22 protein-coding genes and 2 tRNA genes are annotated in these 25,768 nt (G+C 44.5%); 23 read left to right on the top strand and 1 reads right to left on the bottom strand.

Going from position 1 to position 25,768, the window contains the following annotated elements:
- The first annotated feature begins 348 nt into the window (after positions 1-348).
- The 9 genes from JK628_RS16805 (at position 349) to secF (ending at position 11,884) form a co-directional block, all read left to right on the top strand.
- A complete protein-coding gene (locus JK628_RS16805) occupies positions 349-1,149 on the top strand; it encodes a M48 family metallopeptidase (protein ID WP_202286077.1) in 801 nt (266 codons plus the stop codon).
- Positions 1,150-1,232: 83 nt separating this feature from the next.
- Entirely contained in the window at positions 1,233-1,850 is a 618-nt protein-coding gene (locus tag JK628_RS16800; RefSeq protein ID WP_202286075.1) for an FKBP-type peptidyl-prolyl cis-trans isomerase, read from the top strand.
- A gap of 63 nt (positions 1,851-1,913) precedes the next feature.
- The gene (gene dapB, locus JK628_RS16795; RefSeq protein WP_202286073.1) at positions 1,914-2,729 is read left to right on the top strand and encodes a 4-hydroxy-tetrahydrodipicolinate reductase; all 816 of its coding nucleotides are present in this window, start codon (positions 1,914-1,916) and stop codon (positions 2,727-2,729) included.
- A 175-nt stretch (positions 2,730-2,904) separates the two neighbouring features.
- Positions 2,905-4,077, top strand: a complete 1,173-nt coding sequence (gene carA / locus JK628_RS16790; RefSeq protein ID WP_202286071.1) for a glutamine-hydrolyzing carbamoyl-phosphate synthase small subunit — start codon at positions 2,905-2,907, stop codon at positions 4,075-4,077.
- Positions 4,078-4,105: 28 nt separating this feature from the next.
- Positions 4,106-7,327 carry a carbamoyl-phosphate synthase large subunit gene (gene carB, locus JK628_RS16785; protein WP_202286069.1) on the top strand — a complete coding sequence of 1,074 codons (3,222 nt, stop codon included), beginning with the start codon at positions 4,106-4,108 and terminating at the stop codon, positions 7,325-7,327.
- Positions 7,328-7,684: 357 nt separating this feature from the next.
- Complete coding sequence (greA, locus tag JK628_RS16780; protein WP_202286067.1) at positions 7,685-8,161, top strand: transcription elongation factor GreA; 477 nt, start codon at positions 7,685-7,687, stop codon at positions 8,159-8,161.
- Positions 8,162-8,317: 156 nt separating this feature from the next.
- Positions 8,318-8,857 carry a hypothetical protein gene (locus tag JK628_RS16775; protein ID WP_202286065.1) on the top strand — a complete coding sequence of 180 codons (540 nt, stop codon included), beginning with the start codon at positions 8,318-8,320 and terminating at the stop codon, positions 8,855-8,857.
- 311 nt (positions 8,858-9,168) lie between these two features.
- Positions 9,169-10,983, top strand: a complete 1,815-nt coding sequence (secD, locus tag JK628_RS16770; protein ID WP_202286063.1) for a protein translocase subunit SecD — start codon at positions 9,169-9,171, stop codon at positions 10,981-10,983.
- A 1-nt stretch (position 10,984) separates the two neighbouring features.
- Positions 10,985-11,884 carry a protein translocase subunit SecF gene (gene secF / locus JK628_RS16765; protein WP_202286061.1) on the top strand — a complete coding sequence of 300 codons (900 nt, stop codon included), beginning with the start codon at positions 10,985-10,987 and terminating at the stop codon, positions 11,882-11,884.
- A gap of 90 nt (positions 11,885-11,974) precedes the next feature.
- Here secF and yhbY read toward each other — a convergent pair whose 3' ends face one another.
- A complete protein-coding gene (gene yhbY / locus JK628_RS16760) occupies positions 11,975-12,274 on the bottom strand; it encodes a ribosome assembly RNA-binding protein YhbY (protein ID WP_202286059.1) in 300 nt (99 codons plus the stop codon).
- Positions 12,275-12,365: 91 nt separating this feature from the next.
- Between yhbY and rlmE the strand changes: the two genes are divergently transcribed.
- The 14 genes from rlmE to rpsO all read left to right on the top strand — a co-directional run bounded on the left by rlmE (position 12,366) and on the right by rpsO (position 25,698).
- Positions 12,366-12,995 (top strand): 23S rRNA (uridine(2552)-2'-O)-methyltransferase RlmE, encoded by a 630-nt coding sequence (gene rlmE, locus JK628_RS16755; protein WP_202286057.1) that lies wholly within the window; start codon positions 12,366-12,368, stop codon positions 12,993-12,995.
- A 69-nt stretch (positions 12,996-13,064) separates the two neighbouring features.
- The gene (gene ftsH / locus JK628_RS16750; RefSeq protein WP_202286055.1) at positions 13,065-15,008 is read left to right on the top strand and encodes an ATP-dependent zinc metalloprotease FtsH; all 1,944 of its coding nucleotides are present in this window, start codon (positions 13,065-13,067) and stop codon (positions 15,006-15,008) included.
- 58 nt (positions 15,009-15,066) lie between these two features.
- Positions 15,067-15,909: a dihydropteroate synthase gene (folP, locus tag JK628_RS16745; protein WP_443019970.1), complete on the top strand. Its 843-nt coding sequence runs from the start codon at positions 15,067-15,069 to the stop codon at positions 15,907-15,909.
- Between the two features lie 83 nt (positions 15,910-15,992).
- Entirely contained in the window at positions 15,993-17,330 is a 1,338-nt protein-coding gene (gene glmM / locus JK628_RS16740; RefSeq protein ID WP_202286051.1) for a phosphoglucosamine mutase, read from the top strand.
- A 186-nt stretch (positions 17,331-17,516) separates the two neighbouring features.
- Complete coding sequence (gene tpiA / locus JK628_RS16735) at positions 17,517-18,299, top strand: triose-phosphate isomerase (protein WP_101089995.1); 783 nt, start codon at positions 17,517-17,519, stop codon at positions 18,297-18,299.
- A 2-nt stretch (positions 18,300-18,301) separates the two neighbouring features.
- Positions 18,302-18,637 carry a preprotein translocase subunit SecG gene (secG, locus tag JK628_RS16730; RefSeq protein ID WP_202286049.1) on the top strand — a complete coding sequence of 112 codons (336 nt, stop codon included), beginning with the start codon at positions 18,302-18,304 and terminating at the stop codon, positions 18,635-18,637.
- 110 nt (positions 18,638-18,747) lie between these two features.
- Positions 18,748-18,834: transfer RNA gene (locus JK628_RS16725), tRNA-Leu, on the top strand.
- A gap of 106 nt (positions 18,835-18,940) precedes the next feature.
- Positions 18,941-19,017, top strand: a tRNA-Met gene (locus JK628_RS16720).
- A gap of 158 nt (positions 19,018-19,175) precedes the next feature.
- Positions 19,176-19,631: a ribosome maturation factor RimP gene (gene rimP / locus JK628_RS16715; protein WP_202286047.1), complete on the top strand. Its 456-nt coding sequence runs from the start codon at positions 19,176-19,178 to the stop codon at positions 19,629-19,631.
- 27 nt (positions 19,632-19,658) lie between these two features.
- Positions 19,659-21,158 carry a transcription termination factor NusA gene (gene nusA / locus JK628_RS16710; protein WP_202286045.1) on the top strand — a complete coding sequence of 500 codons (1,500 nt, stop codon included), beginning with the start codon at positions 19,659-19,661 and terminating at the stop codon, positions 21,156-21,158.
- Between the two features lie 26 nt (positions 21,159-21,184).
- The gene (infB, locus tag JK628_RS16705; protein ID WP_202286043.1) at positions 21,185-23,857 is read left to right on the top strand and encodes a translation initiation factor IF-2; all 2,673 of its coding nucleotides are present in this window, start codon (positions 21,185-21,187) and stop codon (positions 23,855-23,857) included.
- Between the two features lie 71 nt (positions 23,858-23,928).
- Complete coding sequence (rbfA, locus tag JK628_RS16700) at positions 23,929-24,354, top strand: 30S ribosome-binding factor RbfA (RefSeq protein ID WP_202286041.1); 426 nt, start codon at positions 23,929-23,931, stop codon at positions 24,352-24,354.
- Positions 24,354-25,304, top strand: coding sequence for a tRNA pseudouridine(55) synthase TruB (gene truB, locus JK628_RS16695; protein WP_202286039.1), 951 nt, complete (start codon positions 24,354-24,356; stop codon positions 25,302-25,304). The genes rbfA and truB overlap by 1 nt, the downstream gene beginning before the upstream one ends.
- A 124-nt stretch (positions 25,305-25,428) precedes the next feature.
- On the top strand, positions 25,429-25,698 hold the full coding sequence (gene rpsO / locus JK628_RS16690; protein ID WP_202286037.1) for a 30S ribosomal protein S15: 270 nt from the start codon (positions 25,429-25,431) through the stop codon (positions 25,696-25,698).
- Positions 25,699-25,768: the final 70 nt, after the last annotated feature.

Here is a 25,768-nt window from a genome sequence, read left to right as displayed (position 1 = left end):
GTGTCTGGAACATTTATGCCACAATCCAAGGATGGTTAATTGTGATATTTGTGTCTGGAACATTTATGCCACAATCCAAGGGTGGTTAATTGTGATATTTGTGTCTGGAACACTTATGCCATAATCCAAGGATGGTTAATTGTGGTAATAATCTAGAGTCAAAAATTAGTGAAAGTTTGATAGAATCTTTTTAGAATCTAGAATCTAGAATCTAGAATCTAGAACCTAGAACCTAGAACCTAGAACCTAGAACCTAGAACCTAGAACCTAGAACCTAGAACCTAGAACCTAGAACCTAGAACCTAGAACCTAGAACCTAGGTCTAGTATTACAAAGGATTACCCATCGATGAAAATATTTCCGCTATTACTTCTTGCTGTTTTAATCACCTCAGGCTGTGCGACTCATCAGTCGCCGACAGGCCGCAGTCAAACACTACTGTTCTCTGCTCAAGAGATGTCACAACTAGGAGATTCGTCCTTTGCTGAGCTTAAAAAGAGAGAGAAAATCAGTAATCACGAGACTCTAAACCAATATGTAGATTGTGTGGCGAATCGCATTACACGTGCGTTACCGGATCAAAGCCAACCCTGGGAGGTGATCGTATTCGACTCAAAACAAGTGAATGCCTTTGCACTGCCTGGAGGTCATATCGGGGTTTACACCGGTTTGCTCAATGTAGCAGTCAATGAACACCAATTGGCGACGGTGATTGGCCATGAAGTGGCGCATGTGCTGGCCAACCACAGTAATGAACAAGTATCGCGCGCACAGATGACTGGGGCGGGAATGCAATTAGCGGATCTTGCTTTAGGCGTAGGCGGAATGTCAAATCAAGAGGTATACATGGCGGCATTAGGGTTGGGTGTACAAGTGGGCTATACCCTGCCTTATGGTCGAGAGCAGGAGAGTGAAGCTGACATTATGGGGATTGAGTTGATGGCGAAAGCAGGGTTCGATCCCGCCCAAAGTGTCGAACTGTGGCGTAATATGGCCAAAGTGGGAGGTGAACAGGGGCCCGAACTACTTTCAACCCATCCATCCCATGGCCAGCGTATTAGCCAATTACAACTAATGCAGGATAAAGCTCAACCGCTTTATGAAGCTAATCGTATTAGCGTGAAAAATAGTTGCCGCAGGCCAAAATAGCTACGCTTTTTAGGGCTATATCACAGAAAATATGCTAAAGTTGCGCGCGAAAATTCATTGAAATCATTGAGAGTACAATCATTATGTCTGATAAGTTCAGTACAATTGAAGAGCAAGCAAGTTACGGTGTTGGTCGTCAACTTGGTGAGCAGCTAGCTGCTAACTCATTTGAAGGTATCGATATTTCTGCTGTTCAATTGGGTCTATCTGACGCTTTTGAAGGTAAAGAAAGTGTTGTTGCTATGGAAGATATGCAAATTGCATTTACTGAAATCAGCCAACGTATCCAGAAAGTTCAAGAAGCTGCTGCCGCTGCTGCATCAGAAGAGGGTGATAAATACCTAGCTGATAACGCTGCTCGTGAAGGCGTGATGACTACTGAATCTGGACTACAGTATGAAGTTATTGCTGAAGGCAACGGCGAGAAGCCTGGTTATGACTCTACAGTACGTGTTCACTATCATGGTACTTTCATCTCTGGTGATGTATTTGATAGCTCAGTTGTTCGTGGCGAGCCTGCTGAATTCCCAGTTTCTGGCGTTATCGCTGGTTGGACTGAAGCATTACAACTCATGCCTACTGGTACTAAGTTGAAACTGTTCGTACCGCATCACCTAGCATACGGTGAACGTGGAGCAGGTGCTTCAATCCCACCGTATTCAACCTTGGTATTTGAAGTTGAATTGTTAGAGATTATCTAAGTTAGACAATAAGCCTAAGTTAATCCTTAGGCTTTTTTTTGACATTTGCAGGGAGTGACTGAGATGACTGAAAAAGTAAGAGTGGCTATTACCGGCGGCAGTGGTCGTATGGGACGAACTCTTATTGAAGCGGCTAAACAAAATGATCTTATTTTGTTGGGCGCTGCGATTGAGCGTGCGGGTTCGACGTTGATGGGTGTTGACGCTGGAGAACTTGCAGGTGTGGGCGCAATGAATGTTGCGATTACCGATTCACTAGACAAGGCCGTTGATGATTTTGATGTACTCATCGACTTTACATCGCCTGAGGCTAGTGTCACCCATACTGAGTGGTGTGCTAAACATGGTAAAGCTATTGTTATTGGCACCACAGGTTTCAATCAAGCTCAAAAAGAGCTTATTTCAGCATACTCTACACAAGTGCCGATTGTGATGGCACCTAATATGGCCGTCGGTGTTAACTTATTGTGGAAGCTACTTGAAGTTGCTGCAGAAGTAATGGGTCAATACAGCGATATCGAGATTATCGAAGGTCACCACAGATACAAGAAGGACGCACCTTCAGGCACAGCGCTAAAAATGGGCGAAGTTATCGCCGAAACTTTAGGTCGCGATCTTGAAAAATGTGCCGTATATGGCAGAGAAGGGATCACTGGCGAGCGCGATAGAGAAACCATTGGCTTTTCTACCATACGTGCAGGCGATATTGTTGGTGAACATACTGCACTGTTTGCCGATATTGGTGAACGACTCGAAATTACTCATAAAGCATCGAGTCGAATGACTTTTGCTAATGGTGCTATGCGTGCCGCCTCCTGGCTCAGCGCTCAAGGTTCTGGTCTGTATGATATGCAGCAAGTCCTTGGCCTAAAACAATAAATACTAAAAACCGCGATTAGCGGTTTTTTTTTGCGCGAACAGTAATTTTTGATAAAAGCACAGTTCCGCTATAGACGGATAGCAATTTTCCATATAAAATCGGCGGAATTTGTCAAAATTTCGTATTTTAGCGAAAGTTGGTATTTTAAAAAAACACAAAAAACATTGTATTTCAATGGCTTGGCTCTTTCCGGAGGTCGCGTTGACAAAGTCTGCCTTACTCGTACTTGAAGATGGAACCGTTTTTTCTGGCACTGCAATTGGTGCTGAAGGGATGTCTGTTGGTGAAGTGGTATTTAACACTTCAATGACTGGTTACCAAGAAATTTTGACTGATCCATCGTACTCACGTCAAATCGTAACTTTAACTTACCCACATATTGGTAATACTGGCACAAATGATGAAGACACTGAATCGTCTTCTGTTCATGCTTGTGGCCTGATTATTCGAGACTTGCCGCTTATCGCAAGTAACTTCCGCAATCAGCAATCTTTAAGTGAATACTTAGAGGCCAACAATGTGGTTGGTATTGCGGATATTGATACCCGTAAATTGACTCGTATTTTACGAGAAAAAGGCGCCCAAGCAGGATGTATTCTTGTGGGTGACTTGGATGAAGCCAAAGCGCTAGCAGCAGCTAAAGCGTTCCCTGGTTTAAAAGGCATGGACTTAGCCAAAGAAGTAACTACCACAGAAGCATATCAATGGCGCAGCGGTAGCTGGCGTCTAGTTGGTGGCCTGCCGTCAGATAAGACTGAAGCTGAGCTTAAGTATAAAGTCGTTGCTTATGATTATGGTGTTAAGCGTAATATATTGCGCATGCTCGTTGACCGTGGCTGTGATGTCACAGTGGTACCAGCACAAACACCTGCATCGGAAGTGTTGGCGATGAACCCAGATGGGATTTTCCTATCAAATGGTCCTGGTGACCCAGAGCCTTGTGATTATGCGATTGCTGCGATTCAAGAGATTTTGAAGACTGATATTCCTGTCTTTGGCATCTGTTTAGGTCACCAGTTATTAGCATTAGCCTCAGGCGCTAAAACCTTAAAAATGAAATTTGGCCATCATGGTGCAAACCATCCAGTGAGCAATATCGAGCAAGGCAATGTGATGATCACCAGCCAAAACCACGGTTTTGCTGCAGATGAATCAACACTGCCGGCCAATATCAAAGTGACTCACAAGTCATTGTTTGATGGCTCTTTGCAAGGTATTCATCTCACTGATAAGCCAGCGTTTAGTTTTCAGGGTCACCCTGAGGCAAGCCCTGGACCACATGATGCTGCGCCTTTGTTTAATCACTTCATTGATTTGATTGAACTGTATCGCCAGAACGCCAAGTAGTAACCTCATCCGGGAGAAGATTTAAGCAATGCCAAAACGTACCGATATAAAGAGTATTCTTATCCTAGGTGCTGGACCAATTGTTATTGGTCAAGCCTGTGAGTTTGACTACTCAGGCGCTCAAGCCTGTAAAGCCCTACGCGAAGAGGGTTATCGAGTTATTCTTGTTAACTCTAACCCTGCAACAATCATGACAGATCCAGAGATGGCCGATGCAACTTATATCGAGCCAATTCACTGGGAAGTTGTACGCAACATTATTGCTAAAGAGCGCCCTGATGCGATCTTACCAACAATGGGTGGCCAAACTGCACTTAACTGTGCACTTGAGCTTGAAAGCCGTGGCGTACTAAAAGAGTTTAACGTCGATATGATTGGCGCAACTGCTGATGCTATCGATAAAGCGGAAGACCGTAGCCGTTTTGACAAAGCGATGAAGGCGATTGGGCTAGAATGTCCTCGTGCAGGTATTGCGCATAACATGGATGAAGCTCGCGCCGTACAAGCTGAAGTCGGCTATCCATGTATTATTCGTCCATCATTTACCATGGGCGGCAGTGGCGGTGGTATCGCTTATAACAAAGAAGAGTTTGAGGATATCTGTTCTCAAGGTCTTGAGTTATCGCCAACCAGTGAACTCCTTATCGACGAATCTTTGATTGGTTGGAAAGAGTACGAAATGGAAGTGGTACGTGACCGTAATGATAACTGTATCATTGTCTGTGCCATTGAAAACTTCGACCCAATGGGTGTGCATACGGGGGATTCAATCACAGTCGCTCCAGCCCAAACACTTACGGATAAAGAGTACCAATTGATGCGTAATGCATCACTGGCTGTTTTGCGTGAGATTGGTGTTGAAACTGGTGGATCTAACGTACAGTTTGGTATCAACCCCGAAGATGGCCGCATGGTTATCATCGAGATGAACCCACGTGTATCGCGTTCATCTGCATTGGCATCAAAGGCGACAGGTTTCCCAATCGCTAAGATTGCAGCCAAGCTGGCAGTTGGTTTTACACTCGATGAGCTGAGTAACGACATTACTGGTGGAGCGACTCCTGCGTCATTTGAGCCAGCCATCGATTACGTTGTCACTAAAATACCTCGTTTTAACTTTGAAAAGTTTGCTGGTGCTAACGACCGTCTAACCACTCAAATGAAGTCTGTTGGTGAAGTGATGGCAATTGGCCGTACTTTCCAAGAGTCACTGCAAAAAGCTCTACGTGGTCTTGAAGTCGGTAAAAATGGTCTTTGCCCTGAAATCGACATCACTGAACCTGATGCTATGTCGCGCATTCGCCATGAGCTAAAAGAGCCGGGTGCTGAGCGTATTTGGTATATCGCCGATGCATTCCGCAGCGGTTTATCAGTTGATGATATTTTTGCGTTAACCAATATCGACCCATGGTTCCTAGTACAACTTGAAGACTTACTTAAGTCTGAAGCTCAGGTGGCTGAAGCAGGTCTTGCAGGGTTAAATGCAGACGCATTGCGTAAGCTTAAGCGTAAAGGTTTTGCCGATTCTCGTTTAGCAGCGCTAGCTGGAGTGAGCGAGTCTGAGGTGCGTAAACTGCGTACTCGTTTTGAAATTCACCCTGTATACAAGCGTGTTGATACTTGCGCGGCTGAGTTCGCGACTGATACTGCATATATGTACTCAACTTATGAAGAAGAGTGCGAAGCTAACCCATCAAATCGTGACAAAATCATGGTGTTGGGTGGCGGACCAAACAGAATTGGTCAAGGTATTGAGTTTGATTACTGTTGTGTCCACGCAGCGCTAGCGCTACGTGAAGACGGGTACGAGACCATCATGGTTAACTGTAACCCTGAAACGGTATCGACCGATTATGACACTTCAGACCGTCTATATTTTGAGTCGATTACCTTTGAAGATGTGCTTGAAATCGTCCGTATCGAAAAGCCAAAAGGCGTTATCGTGCAGTACGGTGGACAAACACCGCTCAAATTGGCGCGTGATTTAGAAGCTGCAGGCGTACCCATTATTGGTACAAGCCCTGATGCAATCGACCGTGCAGAAGACCGTGAGCGTTTCCAGCAAGCGATTGAGCGTTTGAACATGAAGCAGCCAGAAAATGACACAGTGACTACCGTTGAAGGTGCTGTTATTTCTGGAGAGCGTATCGGTTATCCGCTCGTTGTTCGTCCATCTTATGTATTGGGTGGCCGCGCAATGGAGATTGTTTATGACGAGCAAGATCTGCGTCGTTATTTCAATGAAGCGGTGAGTGTGTCAAATGCATCACCTGTATTGCTCGATAGATTCCTTGATAACGCGATTGAAGTTGATATCGATGCTGTTTGTGATGGTGAGACGGTTGTTATCGGTTCCATCATGGAGCATATCGAACAAGCGGGGGTTCACTCTGGTGACTCTGGTTGCTCATTGCCGCCATACAGCTTAAGCCAAGATATTCAAGACCGCATGCGTGAGCAAGTGGGCAAGTTGGCGATGGAATTAGGTGTTATCGGATTGATGAACGTACAGTTTGCGGTTAAGGATAATGAGATCTACATGATCGAAGTTAATCCGCGTGCTGCACGTACTGTTCCTTTCGTATCGAAAGCGACTGGCATCCCGTTAGCTAAGATTGCCGCACGTGTTATGGCGGGTCAAAGCCTTAAGTCACAGAACTTTACTGAGGAAGTCATTCCGCCGTTTTTCTCTGTGAAAGAAGTGGTGTTGCCGTTTAACAAATTCCCAGGTGTAGATCCATTACTCGGTCCTGAAATGCGCTCAACAGGTGAAGTGATGGGTGTTGGTGACACGTTTGCCGAGGCTTATGCTAAAGCACAGCTTGGTGCGACGTCTGAAGTGCCTAAGTCTGGCCGTGCATTACTGTCTGTTCGTAACAGTGATAAAGCGCGCGTTGCTGATTTAGCCGCTAAGTTGATTGAACTGGGTTATGAGATCGATGCGACTCACGGTACTGCGGTTATCTTAGGTGAAGCGGGTATTAACCCACGCCTAGTAAACAAGGTACACGAAGGTCGTCCGCATATTCTTGACCGTATTAAGAATGGCGAATACACCTACATTGTTAATACAACTGAAGGTCGTAAGGCGATTGAAGATTCGCGTCAGCTTCGCCGCGGTGCACTGCGTTATAAAGTGAACTACACCACGACATTGAATGCTGCATTTGCAACGTGTATGGCCCATGCTGCCGATGACCGTACCAACGTGTCTTCAGTGCAAGAGCTGCATAAACGTATTGCTAAGTAATATTTAGTGACGCTGAAAAGGCCGCATTATTGCGGCCTTTTTTATGAAATATTTACACGGTTACGCTAAAACTAAAGAGTCGAAAATCAACCGAAGAATAGGGCAAGGATAAATGGCAAACTTACGCACTGCTGGTTGAGGCCATCAAGTAAATTTAGTGAAGGGAATCTCGGTTAATAAAAATTTATCTGACTTTGCTAGCAACTCCCCTCAAGGTTGAGTAAGCTCTATAGATTCCTAGGGTGCAACATTTGCCCTCAGCGTTTACAATAGCGCAATTCCACAGATTATAGCCACGTTGACAAATTAACCCGTCAGCGAGGCCTGCTTTTGTTTTAAAGGAGACGAAAGAAGCTTATGAGTAAGGTTCCAATGACTGTCGTCGGTGCAGATAGATTGCGCCAAGAGTTAGAAATTTTGAAATTTGATCGTCGTCCGAAAATTGCACAGGCAATCGGTGAAGCTCGTGAGCTTGGTGATTTAAAAGAAAACGCTGAATATCATGCTGCTCGAGAAGAGCAGGGGCTATGTGAAGCCCGCGTTCGCGATATCGAAGGCAAATTGTCTCATGCACAGATTATTGATGTAACGGTAATGCCTAATACTGGACGCGTTATTTTCGGTACCACTGTGACTATCTTAAACATCGATACCGATGAAGAGGTCACTTATCGCATTGTGGGTGAAGATGAAGCTAATGTGAAAGAGAATTTATTGTCAGTGAGCTCGCCTATCGCTCGTGGTTTAGTGGGCAAAAGCGTAGATGATGAGATCTCTATTACCACACCCGGCGGCACCAACGATTTTGAGATTGTTAAAGTCGAATATATCTAAGTTAATTTATTAGATAGTAAATAAGACCGCTTTTTAGCGGTTTTTTTATGGGCGTTTATGGGCACTTTGTACCGATGCCATTAAAAGTTTGTATAAGCTGAGTTCTACGCTTAGTATATAAGCCTCAATAGATATACTTGGCGTAGGCAGCAATTAGTGCAGTTATTTTGGCGGTTTGGATTTATTTTGTTGTTCATGGGGGGATTATTTCTCACACCTATGTCTGCAAGTGCATCTGAACAAAACCAAAACCATACCCATACCCAACAACCTGCACTCACTACAGCAGATGAACAGGTCAATGTGCAGAGCCTATCTGTTCAAGATTTGGACATTGAAGCTCCCTTGATTCTAACTCTGTTGGAGCCTTCAGCAAAAACGCCCTTAAAAATAGAAGATAATTTACAAGGTCGGCATCTAAAGCAAACAGAGGGCCATAGTTCAGAGTATGCGCCACTCGTCTCTCAGCGCTTTATGAGCTTTGCGCAACATGAGCGGCTGCAAAGTCGACCAGATTACCGACTCGCATTTGAATTTGTCTCACCACCAGTTCCCTCTTTAACCGTTGGTTATCGCATGGACTTTGCACCAGCGGTAGATTGGCAACTACATGTTGGTGGATCATCTTTTAGGCTTTCCGCATGGAAAGAATCCAATCTTTTATATCGTTTATCCCATACTCGCTCCATTAGCTAAATCCCGATAGCCGTTTCAGGCTTAACTATCAACAACATTTTATAGCAGTGTATGAAGCTTAAGCTTTATACATTAGGAAGTGTGCTTGTGTATTCATTACAGGTTGTGTTTTGAATCGAGTGCCCTTGGATCTGTTGTGGCGCTTTACTGTTGAGGTGTGATTAAACTCGATTCGTTAACCATAAAGCCCAGTCTTTGATAGTTATTACTGCTGCACTACTCAATTAGAGTCTGCTTGAAAAGTAGATTGGTTGATTGATGTGGAGCAGAACTTTTTTCGCGTTTTTAGTGAATATAAAGAGCAATACAGTATGAGAAAACAGAATAAAGCGACAATTTTAAACCATTACAGTGCATGGAAATATGTGTTGTTAGTGGTCACTATCACCATTATGTTATTCAGCGCATTGCCGACTTTTTATGGTGAAGATGCTGCAATTCAAGTGAGCAGGGAAGCGGGCCTAAAGACAGACGCTTTAGTATTACATCAACAATTAGTCTCCAAAGGCATAGGTGTTAAGCGCATTGACCAGTCTAAAGGTCAAACCTTGGTTGTGTTAGAGGATAATTCGCAACAAGCTCAAGTTAAATCTCTACTTGCGGAGCAAGTAGAGAACCCATCGGAGCTAACATTAACGTTAGCGCCTTCAGCTCCAAACTGGCTGTTGTCTTTAGGTTTTTCACCGATAAAACTAGGCTTAGACCTTAGAGGGGGAGTGCAGTTTTTACTGGATGTCGAAATTGAGCCTGTTTATCAACTGCACTACAACACCTTTGTTGAATCGATTAGACAGTTCGTACGAGAAGAGTCGTTCTATGGCGTTACAGTTCAACAGTTGGTTGGTGACAGCGTGCTGATCTCAACATCAAAAGTTAGTCACAGGCAAGCGCTGCGTCAGTTTATTAATAAGCAATATCCTCATTGGCAAACGACCAACTCTGGAGGCAATTCACTTAATATTAAACTGTCTGATAGTGAGAAGATTAATATTCGAGATCTGACCGTTAAGCAAAATCTGCAGATTATGCGCAGCCGAATTGAGCAGTTGGGGATCACCGAGGCGCTAGTCCAGCGTCAAGGAGAGCAGCGCATTCGCATCGAACTGCCAGGTATTCAAGACCCAGCAGCGGCTAAATCTGTGATTGGTGCGACTGCGAGTTTAGCTTTTTATCAGGTCATGCAACCAGATTCGATTAATTCCAAAACTTTAAAAGATGACCAAGGCGGGTCTGTATCTGTAGCCAGGCGGGCAGTGTTAGGCGGTGAACACATTGTAGATGCTAGAGCTCAATCAGGTGAGATGGGGCTGCCTGAAGTGGTGATCCACCTTGATCGTGAAGGCGGCAAAATGATGTCTGATTTTTCTCGTGCGAATATCGGTAAGCCGATGGCGACATCGTACAGTGAATATAGCCGAGACGATAAAGGCAAAATTAGCCAAACCACTGAAGTGATTAGTGTGGCAACAATTCAGTCTCAATTGGGGGACCGTTTTAGCATTACAGGTGCTGGCGACTATGCCAGTGCGCAGCAGCTGGCATTATTGCTTAGGGCGGGATCTATGACTGCACCGGTGACTATAGTGGAGGAGCGTACGATAGGCCCGAGTTTAGGCGAGGAAAATATCACTAACGGATTCTCCGCACTTGCACTAGGCATGGCCATCACTTTGCTGTTTATGGGGCTTTGGTACCGCCGTTTAGGCTGGATAGCGAATGTGGCATTGATCTCCAATATGGTCGTGCTATTTGGGTTGCTAGCACTCATTCCTGGGGCGGTGTTGACCCTACCGGGAATCGCTGGATTGGTCTTAACAGTTGGTATGGCGGTCGATACCAATGTGCTTATATTTGAAAGAATTAAAGACAAATTAAAGGAGGGCAGCAGCTTTGCTCATGCAATTGATAAGGGGTTTGATAGCGCATTTTCAACCATTTTAGATGCTAACTTTACCACCATGATTACGGCTGTCGTGCTGTATTCCATTGGCAATGGCCCCATTCAAGGTTTTGCCTTGACCTTAGGGCTAGGCTTATTAACCAGCATGTTTACCGGTATTTTTGCTTCTAGAGCACTAGTGAATTGGCTTTATGGCCGCGATTTTAACCGCGATGTGAAGGTATAAGATGAAATTAATCAATATGAGTAAGTTAACTAAAGCCCGTTACCTATCAAGTTTGCTGTCTTTAATAATCATGATCTCCTCTATCGCCATTATAGTGAGTAACGGTTTTAACTGGGGCTTGGATTTTACGGGTGGGGTCGTAACCGAGGTAAAGCTTGATAGTAGGATTAAGGCCTCTCAGATAAGCCAGCTGTTGGCTGAGCATTCAGCTCAAGAGGTGAGCGTTATCTCTGCCGGAGAGGCAGGACGCTGGGTGCTTAGGTATAGTAAGGTTGATGCTGAATCAAGTACCGATATGGCCAGTATATTTGCACCGTTAAGCAATAATGTTGAAGTGCTTAATTCAAGTATTGTTGGTTCGCAAATCGGTCAGGAGCTTGCGGAGCAAGGTGGCGTAGCCCTATTGGTTGCAATGCTTTGTATCCTTGCCTATTTAAGTTTTCGATTCGAATGGCGGCTCGCTAGTGGTGCACTATTAGCCTTGTTCCATGATGTGGTATTTGTTTTGGCATTTTTCTCACTCACTCAAATGGAATTTAATTTAACTATTTTAGCGGCAGTATTAGCCATCCTAGGTTACTCGTTAAACGACTCGATAGTCATAGCTGACAGGATTAGAGAAATATTGATAGCAAAGCCCAAAATGGCGATCGAGCAAATTTGCAGTAGTGCTGTAAAAGCAACGTTATCGCGCACAATGGTCACGAGTGGCACTACCTTAATTACAGTTGCTGCATTATGGAGTATGGGGGGCGCACCATTGGAAGGCTTTTCCATCGCTATGTTTTTAGGCATTGTAATTGGCACTATATCTTCTATCTCGGTGGGCACTTGCTTACCGGAACTCCTGAAGGTTAGTGGGGAGCATTATAAAGTGGAACCGATTAGCCAGACGCCATAAAATGGCAAAAAAAGAGCCGCTGAGTAATCAGCGGCTCTTTTTATCTATCTTGCTAAGGCTTCTTTTATGGATTGAAGAGGCCGTTGCTAATTACTTTGCCTTAGGCACAGCAATTTTCATTTCTTCAGACTGACGGAACAGTACTAAGACGTGACCGATAAGCTGTATTTTATCAGCTTGGGTTTCACGTACAATGGCGTCGACAATTGCATTTTTAAGCTCTCTGTCACCAGAGGCTAATTTCACTTTGATCAATTCATGATGAGAGAGTGCACTATCAATTTCAGCCAGTACACCTTCAGTCAGACCGTTGCCACCAAGCATCACTACAGGCTTCAAATTATGCGCTAAGCCCTTTAAGTGCTGTTTTTGTTTGGTTGTTAAGTTCATTTATACCAACTTTATGCTGAGTTACTGTTGAAAAGCCGCTATTCTACCCTTATATATGCTTTGTGTAACTCTCAATTGTTGCGGATTTTAAATGTCAGGTAAAAAAAGAACAGCCAGTTCTTCACGCTGGATGCAAGAACATTTCGATGATCACTATGTCAAGCTGGCGCAAAAGCGCGGTTTTAGGTCGCGAGCGGCCTTTAAGATAGAGGAGATCCAAGAGAAAGATAAACTTATACGACCAGGTATGACAGTGGTCGATTTAGGTGCGGCACCGGGAGGATGGTCACAAGTGGCTGTTAAGCTCGCGGGTGACAAAGGTAAAGTCATCGCCTGTGATATTTTATCTATGGATCCAATTGTAGGAGTCGATTTCCTGCAGGGTGATTTCCGCGAAGAGAAAGTACTTGAAGCGCTACTGACTCGAGTCGGCGACGCTAAAGTGGATGTCGTGTTATCTGATATGGCGCCCAACATGAGTGGTACAGGCGGAGTTGATCAACCCCGTGCTATGTATTTAGTCGAACTCGCATTAGACATGTGCCATCAAGTTTTGGCTCCTAATGGCTGTTTTGCTGTTAAAGTCTTTCAGGGGGAGGGCTTTGACGAATACATGAAAATAGTTAAAGAAGCATTTAAAACCGTTAAAACACGTAAGCCGGATTCATCGCGAGCACGATCGCGAGAAGTCTATCTTGTGGCGACGGGGTACAAGTTATAGTAATCTATCGTAAGTACTCTAACATTAGTTTTCGAAAGACTTTAAAAGAGGTCGAGTAATTTGAGTGACATGGCTAAAAATTTAATTCTCTGGGTTGTCATCGCTGTTGTTTTGATGTCAGTGTTTCAGGGCTATTCCCCCTCTTCTTCTAATAAGCAGAAGATGGACTATTCTACCTTTTTAGATGACGTTAAAGCTGGGCAGGTTAGCACTGTCGAAGTGAAAAGTGATCAACGTACCATCGAAGGAACAATGCGCACCGGTGAGAAGTTTGTCACCATCATGCCAATGCCAGACCTTGACTTGATCAATGATCTGAACCGTAAAGGTATCATGATGAAGGGGCAAGAAGCTGAGGAGTCGGGTTTCCTAACCCAAATCTTTATCTCCTGGTTCCCAATGTTACTGCTTATTGGTGTATGGATTTTCTTCATGCGTCAGATGCAAGGCGGTGGTGGTAAAGGCGCGATGTCATTTGGTAAGAGTAAAGCCAAATTGATGAGCGAAGACCAAATTAAAACGACTTTTGCTGACGTTGCAGGTTGTGATGAAGCGAAAGAAGACGTTAAAGAGTTGGTTGATTACTTAAAAGAGCCAACACGTTTCCAAAAGTTAGGTGGCCGAATTCCTACTGGTGTGCTGTTAGTTGGTCCACCTGGTACCGGTAAAACACTTATTGCTAAAGCCATTGCTGGTGAAGCTAAAGTGCCGTTCTTTACTATTTCAGGTTCTGATTTCGTTGAAATGTTTGTTGGTGTTGGTGCGTCGCGAGTTCGTGACATGTTTGAACAAGCTAAGAAGTCATCGCCATGTATCATCTTCATTGATGAAATCGATGCTGTTGGTCGCCAACGTGGCGCGGGTGTTGGTGGTGGTCATGATGAACGTGAACAAACCTTGAACCAGATGCTGGTTGAAATGGATGGCTTTGAGGGTAACGAAGGCGTAATCGTTATCGCAGCGACTAACCGTCCGGACGTGTTAGATGCGGCGTTATTACGACCGGGTCGTTTTGACCGTCAAGTGGTTGTGGGTCTGCCGGATGTGCGTGGTCGCGAGCAAATTCTTAAAGTCCATATGCGTAAAGTACCATTGGCTGACGGTGTCAAGGCGAGTGTTATCGCCCGTGGTACACCTGGTTTTTCTGGTGCCGATCTAGCGAACCTTGTTAACGAAGCCGCATTGTTTGCTGCTCGTAACAGTCGCCGTGTTGTAGGTATGGAAGAGTTTGAAAGTGCCAAAGACAAGATCATGATGGGCGCAGAGCGTCGTACTATGGTGATGTCTGAAGCTGAGAAAGAGATGACCGCTTACCATGAGGCTGGCCATGCGATAGTGGGTTGCTTAGTGCCTGAGCATGATCCGGTGCATAAGGTGACGATTATTCCGCGCGGTCGAGCTTTGGGTGTGACTTTCTTCTTGCCAGAAGCTGATGCAATTAGTCAAAGCAGACAGAAACTTGAAAGTCAGATTTCAGTTGCCTACGGTGGCCGTTTAGCGGAAGAGATTATCTACGGTAGCGAAAAAGTTTCTACCGGTGCTTCGCAGGATATTAAATATGCGACATCGATAGCACGTAACATGGTGACTCAGTGGGGCTTCTCTGAAAAGTTAGGTCCAGTACTTTATGCTGAAGATGAGAATGAAGTATTCTTAGGGCGCAGCATGGGTAAGTCACAACATATGTCGGATGAGACTGCGCGTATTATTGATGCTGAAGTTAAGTTGCTGATATCGTCTAACTACGACAGAGCGCAACAGTATCTTACAGATAATATGGACATCCTTCATGCGATGAAAGACGCGCTAATGAAATATGAAACCATCGATTCGAATCAAATTGATGACTTAATGGAGCGTCGCGAAGTTCGTTTACCTGCTGAATGGGAAAAAGATAAGCAGGCTAACGATAATGACAATAATGATGCATCTTCTGAAAAGAAAGACGACGTTAAGGACACTGAAGATAATAAAACTGATGTAAGTGATGTTGATGAATCACCAGTTAAGTAATCTTTAGAAAATTTAAGAAGACCCCTTTATGGGGTTTTCTTGTTTATGGAGCTCTATTTTGTCGAGATTAACCTGTGGTAATAAATCGTTAGATTTATCCACCCCCGCAATTATGGGGATCCTTAATGTCACACCTGATTCATTTTCTGACGGTGGAGAGTTTTCTTCGTTTGAAGCCGCTTGCCGCCAAGCTGATAATATGGTCGCCCAGGGGGCTACTTTTATCGATATCGGCGGTGAGTCTACTCGGCCAGGCGCTAAGGATGTCTCAGAAGCAGATGAGCTCGCTCGAGTAATTCCGCTGATAGAGTATGTCACTAAAGCTCATGATGTATGGATCTCTATCGATACTAGCAAGCCTGTGGTTATGAGGGCTGCTGTAGCTGCGGGTGCGCACCTTATTAATGATGTTAGGGCGTTGCAAGAGCCTGGTGCATTAGCGGCTGCAGGTGAGCTTGGTGTTCCTGTTTGCCTTATGCATATGCAAGGGCAACCACGAACCATGCAACAAGCGCCAGTTTATGATGACATTGTTAAAGATATAAGCTCTTTTTTTGAGGAGCGTATTGCTGCGTGTGTTGGGGTTGGTATTAAGCGCGATAACATTGTGCTTGATCCAGGATTTGGTTTTGGTAAGTCATTAGCGCATAATTACCAGTTACTACAGCGTTTAGCTGAATTTAGTTCGTTTGAGCTTCCGCTTCTGGCTGGTTTGTCTCGAAAAAGCATGTTTGGCCAATTACTTAATCGTGAAGTGTCACAAAGACTAAGTGCTTCTCTGGCAGGTAATATGTTGGCATTGCAGGCGGGCGCAAACATTGTGCGAGTGCATGATGTGCAAGAAACAGCCGATATGATGGCAGTGTTAAGCGCAACTAAAAATCACATGGATTTAAGCTAAGTAGGCGTTCAGCTTAAATAAAGTAATACTCGGTAGGATCTGTGCATTCTTTTCTACCCACAGCGATTAAGTTTGGAGTTTTCGTGAAACAAAGACAATTTTTTGGTACTGACGGTATTCGCGGTAAAGTCGGTGCAGGTAAAATGACACCTGAATTAGCCCTGAAGTTGGGCTGGGCAGCGGGGCGCGTGTTATCTCGAACGGGCACCCATAAAGTCATTATAGGAAAAGATACCCGTATCTCTGGTTACCTATTCGAATCGGCACTAGAGGCTGGACTGTCAGCTGCTGGTCTTGATGTGATGCTAATTGGGCCCATGCCAACCCCCGCAGTCGCTTATTTGACCCGTACATTTCGCGCTGAAGCGGGCATAGTGATCAGTGCCTCACACAATCCCTATTATGATAATGGTATTAAGTTTTTCTATACCGATGGCAGTAAACTTGACGATGCAGTTGAGCTTGAAATCGAAGCCGAATTGGAGAAACCATTAACCTGCGTAGAATCTCATCTGTTAGGCAAGGTGGTTCGAATAGATGATGCAGCGGGTCGTTATATTGAATACTGCAAAAGCCATTTTCCTGCAGAACAAACATTAAGTGGACTAAAGATAGTTGTTGATTGTGCTCATGGTGCAACCTACCACATCGCTCCAAGTGTATTTAAAGAGCTTGGCGCTGAAGTTATCGCCATTGGTGATAAACCAAATGGATTGAATATCAACGATAAAGTTGGTGCAACTTCGATGGCAAAAATTTGTGAAACTGTGCTGGAAGAGAATGCTGACCTAGGTATAGCGCTTGATGGTGACGGTGATCGCATCATGATGGTTAACCGTCATGGGCGGGTAATTGATGGCGATGAAATTCTCTATATTTTGGCATGTGATGCGCAAAAGCGTGGCGTATTGCAAGGCGGAGTAGTCGGTACACTAATGTCCAATTTGGGCTTAGAACTTGCGCTGCAAGCACTAGATATCCCGTTTGTTCGCTCAAAAGTCGGCGATCGCTATGTGATGGAGTTGCTAAAAGAGCATGACTGGAGAATCGGTGGGGAAAATTCCGGCCATATTTTAAATCTAGATCATGGCACAACCGGTGATGGTATTGTGGCTGGGATCTTGGTTCTAGCTGCAATGCGCCGTCAAAATGCTAATTTAGAGGACTTAACCGCAGGTATTACTATGTTGCCGCAAGTGTTGGTCAATGTGCGCTTTGAAGGCAGCAATGATCCACTAACGTCAGCTGAGGTGTTAGCGGCTCAAACAGAAGTAGAACAGAAACTTGGCGCTAGAGGTCGAGTTTTGCTGCGCAAATCAGGCACCGAACCCTTACTAAGAGTGATGGTTGAAGGTGATGATAGAAATGATGTAACCAAGTTTGCTAATGACATCGCAGATGCGGTTCGTCATCTGGTATAAATATTAGACAGAGCTTGATTGCATAAACCTTGATCTGGCTGTTTAAAGGAGTTGTATTGTCGATATAACTCCTTGGTCGGGTAAAAAATATGCGTTCTAACCGAGTTTATTAAAAATTACGCCTTTAGCTATTGTAACTTAACAAGTGGTTCGCTATTATTCACGCCGCTTTCAGAGGAGACCGTGATGGCACTTAGACGTCCGATGGTTGCTGGTAATTGGAAAATGAATGGCAGTGCGCAACTAGCGCAAGAGCTATTCAAGAAATTCGCTACCAAGCTCCAAAATGATTCAGCTGAAGTGGTTCTGTGTCCGCCTTCTATTTATTTAGAAAGTGTTCGACAGCTGCTAGATGAAAATAAAGAAGCCTTAAACGGTTGTCTTGTCAGAATGGGTTCGCAGAATGTCAGTCAACATGACTTCGGTGCATATACTGGCGAAATATCTGGGCAGATGTTAAAAGATTCAGGATGTCGATATGTTATTATCGGACATTCAGAACGTCGCCGTATGTACGGAGAGACGAGTGACATCGTAGCAGAGAAATTTGCTGCAGCTCAAAAACATGGTTTGACCCCGATACTCTGTGTTGGTGAATCAGGTCCAGCTCGTGAAGCAAGACGTACTTTTGAAGTTATTGCGGAAGAGTTAGATATCGTCATTGAAAAAAATGGCACCATGGCTTTTGACAACGCGATTATCGCCTATGAGCCGCTTTGGGCTGTAGGAACAGGTAAGAGCGCTACGCCAGAGCAGGCACAAGAAGTTCATGCGTTTATTCGCAAACGCCTCTCTGAAGTTTCTCCATTTATCGGAGAAAATATCAGGATTTTGTACGGTGGTAGCGTAACACCGAGTAATGCTGCGGATTTATTTGCGCAGCCTGATGTAGACGGTGGCTTGATTGGCGGTGTTAGCCTCAATGCTACTGAATTTCTCAGTCTATGTACGATAGCGATGAGCGCATAAATATGTATGAAGTTCTAATGGTTATATACTTGTTGGTTGCTATAGGTCTAGTAGGACTTATTTTGATCCAGCAAGGCAAGGGTGCAGATATGGGTGCCTCTTTTGGCGCTGGAGCATCGAATACTCTTTTCGGTTCATCAGGTTCTGGTAACTTCTTGACTCGTTCAACAGCAGTTTTAGCAATTGCATTTTTTGCCTTAAGTTTAACCATCGGTAACTTAAGTGCAAACCATACGAAAGCTGAAGACGCTTGGAACGATTTAGGTAGCGATGCAGCACAAGCTGTTGAGCAAGTTCAGCAAGAAGCTGAAAAGTCAGAAGATAAAATCCCTGACTAATCCATAGCAACTTATGGATACTATTAATCAAATCGATTAGTAGAGATTGTTTAAATGACTATTAACCTCTCAACGTAGTCATTAATGAAAACAATCGACGTAGAAATTATGCGGATGTGGTGGAATTGGTAGACACGCCAGCTTGAGGGGCTGGTGAGCGCAAGCTCGTGGGGGTTCAAGTCCCCCCATCCGCACCAAATCTTTGATTTTGTTTAATGGCCAAATCAAAGATAATAAAGTCGTCGAGTTAGACGCTTTGTTATTGCAAGTAGAGATGATTCTCAATATACTTGCACAAGTTGTCGCGGGGTGGAGCAGTATGGTAGCTCGTCGGGCTCATAACCCGAAGGTCGTCGGTTCAAATCCGGCCCCCGCAACCAGCTTCCCAGTACAGGATTTAGATCCTATACTGTACAGGTTCTGGATTTATCAACCTCGTCATTACGGGGTTTTTTGTTATCTGGGACTTACACAATTGTCATGTTTAGTGACTTTTTAATGGGCTATTAGGCCCTTTTTTGTTTTTCAGGGGGTAACCTTGGCTACATTAGAAAGCAAACTGGTAGAGCTGCTCAAAGCGCCAGTTGAAGCATTAGGCCACGAGCTTTGGGGTTTGGAATATATTCAAGCAGGTAAGCACTCTATCTTGCGTCTATATATAGACAACGAAAAAGGCATTTTTATTGAGGACTGTGCAGAGACCAGTCGTCAAGTTAGTGCTGTAATGGATGTTGAAGACCCAATCTCAACAGAGTACACACTCGAAGTTTCTTCACCAGGTGTGGATAGACCACTATTTACTGCACAGCAGTATGAACTCTATACCGGTGAGACTGTAAAAGTACAACTAACGATGCCTGTCGCAGGCGGTCGTAATTTGAAAGGTACGGTTATTGGCGTCGAGGGGCAAATGCTCACTTTGTCAGTAGACGGTAACGAACTGATAGTTGCTTTGGATAACATCCGTAAAGGCAATTTAATCGCTAAGTTTTGATGAATTCAAGGTGAACGAGGCAAGAGAATGAATAAAGAGATTCTGCTAGTCGCTGAGGCGGTTTCAAATGAGAAAGGTGTACCACGCGAAAAGATTTTTGAAGCGTTGGAAATTGCACTAGCCACAGCAACCAAGAAAAAATATGAAGGTGACATTGAAGTTCGTGTCGCTATTGATCGCAAAACGGGTGCCTATGAAACTTTCCGTCGTTGGATGGTTGTTGAAGACACTGGCGAGCCATTAGAAAACCCTTTCCGTGAAATTACTCTCGAAGCGGCAGTATATGATGAACCTGAAATAGAGCTAGGTGGCTTTATTGAAGATGAAATCGATTCAGTAGCATTCGACCGTATTACGACGCAAACGGCAAAGCAAGTTATCGTACAAAAAGTACGTGAAGCTGAGCGCGCACAGATCGTTGACCAATTTCGTGATCGCGAAGGTGAGTTAATTGTCGGTGTGGTCAAGAAAAGCAACCGTGAAAGTGTTGTCGTTGATTTGGGCACTAACGCTGATGGCGTGCTGTTTAAAGAAGACTTGATCTCACGTGAGTCTTTCCGTCCAGGCGATCGTGTACGTGCATTGCTTTACTCTGTACGTCCTGAAGCGCGTGGCGCTCAGCTGTTTCTAACACGTACTAAGTCTGAAATGCTGATAGAGCTTTTCCGTGTTGAAGTACCTGAAATTGCCGATGAGATGATCGAAATCATGGGCGCAGCTCGTGATCCAGGTTCTCGCGCAAAGATTGCTGTTAAATCTAACGACCGTCGTATCGATCCTATCGGTGCATGTGTTGGTATGCGTGGTGCACGTGTTCAAGCCGTTTCTAACGAGCTTGGCGGTGAGCGTGTTGATATCGTGCTTTGGGACGATAACCCAGCGCAATATGTTATCAACTGTATGGCACCTGCTGACGTGGCGTCAATCATCGTAGATGAAGATAACCACTCAATGGATATCGCAGTAGAAGCTGATAGCCTAGCGCAAGCTATTGGTCGTAATGGTCAGAATATTCGTCTAGCGACTCAACTTTCTGGTTGGGAACTAAACGTGATGACAGTTGACGACATGAAAGCTAAGCATCAGGCAGAAAGCGCAAAAGTGGTTAACCTACTTATTGAAGCGCTAGATGTTGATGAAGAGTTTGCTCAAGTTCTGGCTGACGAAGGCTTTACTTCTTTAGAAGAGATTGCCTACGTACCAACATCAGAACTATTAGAAATAGATGGATTTGACGAAGATATCGTCGAGTCTTTAAGAGAACGTGCAAAAGCGGCGATCTCGACTCGCGCACTTGCGACTGAGGAAGCACTTGATGGTGTTTCACCGAGTGAAGATCTTCTAGCATTAGAAGGTTTAGATAGACACTTGGCATTCGTATTTGCAAGCAAAGGCGTAATCACGCTAGAAGATTTGGCCGAACAAGGCATTGATGATTTGATCGAAATTGAAGAATTAACAGAAGCAAAAGCAGGTGAGCTCATTATGGCTGCCCGTAATATCTGTTGGTTTGGCGAAGAAGCATAAGTCGATCAACAGAGGGGAATTTAATAATGGCAGATACAACAGTAGACAAACTAGCCACAGAAGTTGGGAAAAGTGCTGATCGACTCGTCGAACAGTTTTCTCAGGCTGGTATTAAGAAATCGACAACAGATACGGTTTCTGAAACAGAAAAACAGCAGTTGCTTGATTTTTTAAAGAAGCAACACGGTGGCGATGCTGCACCAACTAAAATGACGCTGCAGCGCAAATCAGTTTCAACCCTGAGCGTTGCTGGTAGTGGCGGTAAATCAAAAGACGTTAAAGTAGAAGTACGTAAAAAGCGTACTTTTGTTAAGCGTGATGAAGCGCAAGAAGCTGAATTAGCTGCAACAGCAAAAGCTGAAGAAGACGCTAAAGCTGCGGCAGCTAAAGCGGAAGCCGAAGTTAAAGCTAAAGCAAACGCCGAAGCAAAACAGAAAGCTGACGAAGAAGCTAAAGCAAAAACAGCAGCAGCTAAAGTGGCAAAGCAAGAAGCCGCTCCTGCGCAAACTGCAGATGAAAAAGCAGCTAAAGCCGAAGCTGACAAGCTTCAGGCTGTACAAGATGAAGTCGCTAAGGCAAAGGCCGATGCAGAAGCTGCTGCCGCAACAGAAGAAGCACGTCGATTAGCTGAAGAAAATGCTAAGCGTTGGGCTGATGAAGAAAAAGCACGTAAAGAAGCTGAAAAGACCGGTGACCACCACGTTACGACTTCTACTGAAGCGCGTGCAGCGGAAGATACTGCCGACGCCAATGCTGAAAAGCGTGATCGTCGTCCACGTAAAGCACCGACTCCTGCACCTGCTACAACGGGTAAAGGAAAGCGTCGCGGTGGCAAGGACAACCGTCGTGACAGCCGTAATTCACGTAATTCACGTAATTCACGTAATGCTCGTAGTGTTGCACCTGAATCAATGGACCACGCGTTCAATAAGTCAGCTGTTGTTGTTAAAGCAGAAGTTAGCATTGGCGAAACCGTTTCGGTTTCAGAACTAGCTTCAAAAATGGCTGTTAAAGCGACTGAGATCATCAAGCAGATGATGAAGATGGGTTCTATGGTTACTATTAACCAAGTCCTTGATCAAGAAACTGCGCAGCTTGTTGCTGAAGAGATGGGTCACAAAGTGATTCTGACTCGCGAAAACGAACTTGAGCATCAAGTACTTGCTGACCGTAATGGTGACGTAAGCGTTGAGCCTCGTGCTCCAGTAGTTACTATCATGGGTCACGTAGATCATGGTAAGACATCACTACTTGATTACATTCGTCGTGCAAAAGTAGCCTCTGGCGAAGCCGGTGGTATTACTCAGCATATTGGTGCTTATCACGTCGAAACTGAAAACGGCATGATCACCTTCCTTGATACTCCTGGTCACGCAGCGTTTACCGCAATGCGTGCTCGTGGTGCTCAAGCGACTGATATCGTTATTCTAGTGGTTGCGGCTGATGATGGTGTTATGCCACAAACCATCGAAGCTATCCAGCATGCTAAAGCGGGTGGCGTGCCACTAATTGTTGCCGTTAACAAAATGGATAAGCCAGAAGCGGATCCTGATCGTGTTAAGTCTGAACTGTCTCAACATGGCGTAATGTCAGAAGATTGGGGCGGAGACAACATGTTTGTTCACGTTTCAGCTAAGAGCGGTGATGGTATTGATGAGTTACTAGAAGGTATTCTTCTAGAATCTGAAGTCCTAGAGCTTAAAGCGGTTCGTGAAGGTATGGCTGCTGGTGTTGTTGTTGAATCTAAGCTTGATAAAGGCCGTGGTCCAGTAGCAACCGTACTTGTACAAGAAGGTACATTGAAGCAGGGCGATATCGTTCTTTGTGGTCTTGAGTACGGTAAAGTTCGTGCTATGCGTGATGAGAACGGTCAAGCAATTACTGAAGCCGGACCGTCAATTCCAGTAGAGATTCTAGGTCTTTCTGGTGTACCGTCTGCGGGTGATGAAGCGACAGTGGTACGTGATGAGCGTAAAGCGCGTGAAGTTGCTCTATATCGTCAAGGCAAGTTCCGCGACGTTAAGTTGGCTCGCCAGCAGAAGTCTAAGCTAGAAAACATGTTCGCCAATATGGTAGAAGGTGAAGTTCAAGAGCTTAACTTGGTACTAAAAGCTGACGTTCAAGGTTCCCTTGAAGCGATTTCAGACTCGCTTAACAAGCTATCAACTGACGAAGTTAAAGTTAACATCATCGCTCGCGGCGTAGGTGGTTTAACTGAAACTGATGCAACCCTAGCAGCAGCATCGAACGCTATTATGGTCGGCTTTAACGTTCGTGCAGACGCACAAGCGCGTAAAGTCATCGACAGCGAAAGTGTTGATCTTCGTTACTACAGCATCATTTATCAGTTGATCGATGAAGTTAGAGACGCGATGAGCGGAATGCTAGCGCCAGAATTTAGACAAGAAATTATTGGTCTTGCTGAAGTTCGTGATGTATTTAAGTCTCCTAAGATTGGCGCTATCGCTGGTTGTATGGTTACAGAAGGTACTATTAAGCGTAGTGCTCCAATCCGTGTTCTACGTGAGAACATTGTTATCTACGAAGGTGAGCTTGAATCTCTTCGTCGCTTTAAAGACGATGTTTCTGACGTTCGTAACGGCATGGAATGTGGTATCGGTGTGAAGAACTATAATGACGTCAGAGTTGGCGATCAGATTGAAGTCTTCGAAACCGTTGAGATAGCGCGTACTTTGTAACCTATCTTGTAACTTATTTATAGGGGCGGCGTAAGCCGCCTTTATTGTTTAAAGTAAATGGTAAACATATTATGGCAAAAGAATTTAGTCGTACACGCCGCATAGCACAGCAGTTACAACAAGAGCTTGCACAGGTGCTACAGCGTGATATGAAAGACCCTCGTATCGGTTTTGTTACTGTTAATGATGTCGATGTTTCACGTGACTTAAGCTATGCAAAAGTTTACGTGACCTTCTTTGAAGAAGACGAAAAGCTTGTTCAAGAAAAAGTGCAGGCATTAGATGATGCTGCGGGCTATATACGCTCGCTTGTGGCTGGCCGTATGAAGCTGCGTGTGATGCCTGAACTGCGTTTTATCTATGACAGTTCACTGGTTGAAGGTATGCGTATGTCAAACCTTGTTAGCCGCGTGATCAGTAATGATGAAGCAAAGCAACAAGAGCACGGCACTCAAGAAAATGTTGAGCAAGACGGCAAGGCTGAGGACGACAAGTAATGGGTCGCCGTTCTCGTGGTCGTTTTGTCGATGGTGTGTTATTGCTTGATAAAGACACTGGTATGAGTTCAAACTTTGCATTACAAAGAGTTAAGCGCTTTTTTGATGCAAACAAAGCGGGTCATACTGGTGCACTTGATCCATTAGCAACAGGCATGCTGCCTATCTGTTTAGGCGAGGCAACTAAGTTCTCTCAACATCTGCTTGATGCTGACAAACGTTACTTGGTGACCGCTAAACTTGGGCAACGTACTGATACTAGTGATTCTGATGGTGAAGTCGTCCAGACACGTGAAATAGATTTTACTCAAGCGCAGTTAGATACCGCTCTTGAATATTTTCGCGGTAAAACCATGCAGGTTCCTTCAATGTATTCGGCGCTTAAATATCAAGGGCAACCTTTATATAAGTATGCTCGTGAAGGCATTGAGGTTCCCCGTGAAGCGCGTCCAATCAATGTGTTTGAGCTTAATTTCATCAGTCTTGAAGGCGATGAGCTAACCTTAGATATACATTGTTCAAAAGGGACTTATATCCGCACGATCACCGATGATCTTGGTGAAATGCTAGGCTGTGGTGCACATGTCATTATGTTGCGTCGTACCCAAGTTGCGGGTTACCCATACGATAATATGGTATCGCTTGCACAGTTGGAAGCGCTGGTAAATAAGGTTGAAGAGGAGTCTCTAACCTTGTCTGAGGTGTTGGATCCACTTCTATTGCCGATGGATACTTCGGTGAGTGGCTTTAAAGAGATCAACGTCTCTGACGATATCGCTCCCTTCTTAATGAATGGTAATCCGGTGCAGGTGGCTAATCTACCAGTCGATGAGCTTGTGCGGATCACCCTAGGTGAGGAACGCAAGTTTGTTGGTGTTGGCCAAATGAATGATGACGGTCTACTTGCGCCTAAGCGACTTATCGTTTTGAGAACGGATTCCGACGAATAGCAATGTTTTGTCGCGCGGTGAGAAATCTAGTTGCTACTATTTTGCTTAATAGGTAGAATACGCGCTCACTTTGGCTGAGTTAGTGATCGGCTAAAGATTTTTAATTATTATTTTGGAGATAGAAATGTCACTAAGTGTTGAGAAAAAAGCTGAAATCTTAGCTGAATTTGGTCGTTGCGAAAATGATACTGGTTCTTCTGAAGTTCAAGTTGCTCTGCTAACTGCGCAGATTAACCACCTTCAAGGCCATTTCAAAGAGCACATCCATGATCACCATTCACGTCGTGGTCTACTACGTATGGTAAACACACGTCGTAAACTTCTTGCATATCTTAAGCGTACTGAAAATGTTCGTTACCAAGAGCTAATCAAGAAGTTAGGTCTACGTCGTTAATCTTTAATTAGATAACGTTTGACCTATTAAAAGGAGGCTTTGCCTCCTTTTTTTGTGCTTAAAAATAATA

It is taken from the genome of Shewanella sp. KX20019 (assembly GCF_016757755.1).
Taxonomy (GTDB): Bacteria; Pseudomonadota; Gammaproteobacteria; order Enterobacterales; family Shewanellaceae; genus Shewanella.
Note: the sequence above shows the minus strand (reverse complement) of the source record. Positions and strands in the feature narration are given on the sequence as shown.

Excerpts from the sequence above, each read along its gene's own strand:
- JK628_RS16805 (WP_202286077.1), top strand. The coding sequence starts at position 349 with ATGAAAATATTTCCGCTATTACTTCTTGCTGTTTTAATCACCTCAGGC.
- JK628_RS16800 (WP_202286075.1), top strand. The coding sequence starts at position 1,233 with ATGTCTGATAAGTTCAGTACAATTGAAGAGCAAGCAAGTTACGGTGTT.
- dapB (WP_202286073.1), top strand. The coding sequence starts at position 1,914 with ATGACTGAAAAAGTAAGAGTGGCTATTACCGGCGGCAGTGGTCGTATG.
- carA (WP_202286071.1), top strand. The coding sequence starts at position 2,905 with ATGGCTTGGCTCTTTCCGGAGGTCGCGTTGACAAAGTCTGCCTTACTC.
- carB (WP_202286069.1), top strand. The coding sequence starts at position 4,106 with ATGCCAAAACGTACCGATATAAAGAGTATTCTTATCCTAGGTGCTGGA.
- greA (WP_202286067.1), top strand. The coding sequence starts at position 7,685 with ATGAGTAAGGTTCCAATGACTGTCGTCGGTGCAGATAGATTGCGCCAA.
- secD (WP_202286063.1), top strand. The coding sequence starts at position 9,169 with ATGAGAAAACAGAATAAAGCGACAATTTTAAACCATTACAGTGCATGG.
- secF (WP_202286061.1), top strand. The coding sequence starts at position 10,985 with ATGAAATTAATCAATATGAGTAAGTTAACTAAAGCCCGTTACCTATCA.
- yhbY (WP_202286059.1), bottom strand. The coding sequence starts at position 12,274 with ATGAACTTAACAACCAAACAAAAACAGCACTTAAAGGGCTTAGCGCAT.
- rlmE (WP_202286057.1), top strand. The coding sequence starts at position 12,366 with ATGTCAGGTAAAAAAAGAACAGCCAGTTCTTCACGCTGGATGCAAGAA.
- ftsH (WP_202286055.1), top strand. The coding sequence starts at position 13,065 with ATGGCTAAAAATTTAATTCTCTGGGTTGTCATCGCTGTTGTTTTGATG.
- tpiA (WP_101089995.1), top strand. The coding sequence starts at position 17,517 with ATGGCACTTAGACGTCCGATGGTTGCTGGTAATTGGAAAATGAATGGC.
- secG (WP_202286049.1), top strand. The coding sequence starts at position 18,302 with ATGTATGAAGTTCTAATGGTTATATACTTGTTGGTTGCTATAGGTCTA.
- nusA (WP_202286045.1), top strand. The coding sequence starts at position 19,659 with ATGAATAAAGAGATTCTGCTAGTCGCTGAGGCGGTTTCAAATGAGAAA.
- infB (WP_202286043.1), top strand. The coding sequence starts at position 21,185 with ATGGCAGATACAACAGTAGACAAACTAGCCACAGAAGTTGGGAAAAGT.
- rbfA (WP_202286041.1), top strand. The coding sequence starts at position 23,929 with ATGGCAAAAGAATTTAGTCGTACACGCCGCATAGCACAGCAGTTACAA.
- truB (WP_202286039.1), top strand. The coding sequence starts at position 24,354 with ATGGGTCGCCGTTCTCGTGGTCGTTTTGTCGATGGTGTGTTATTGCTT.
- rpsO (WP_202286037.1), top strand. The coding sequence starts at position 25,429 with ATGTCACTAAGTGTTGAGAAAAAAGCTGAAATCTTAGCTGAATTTGGT.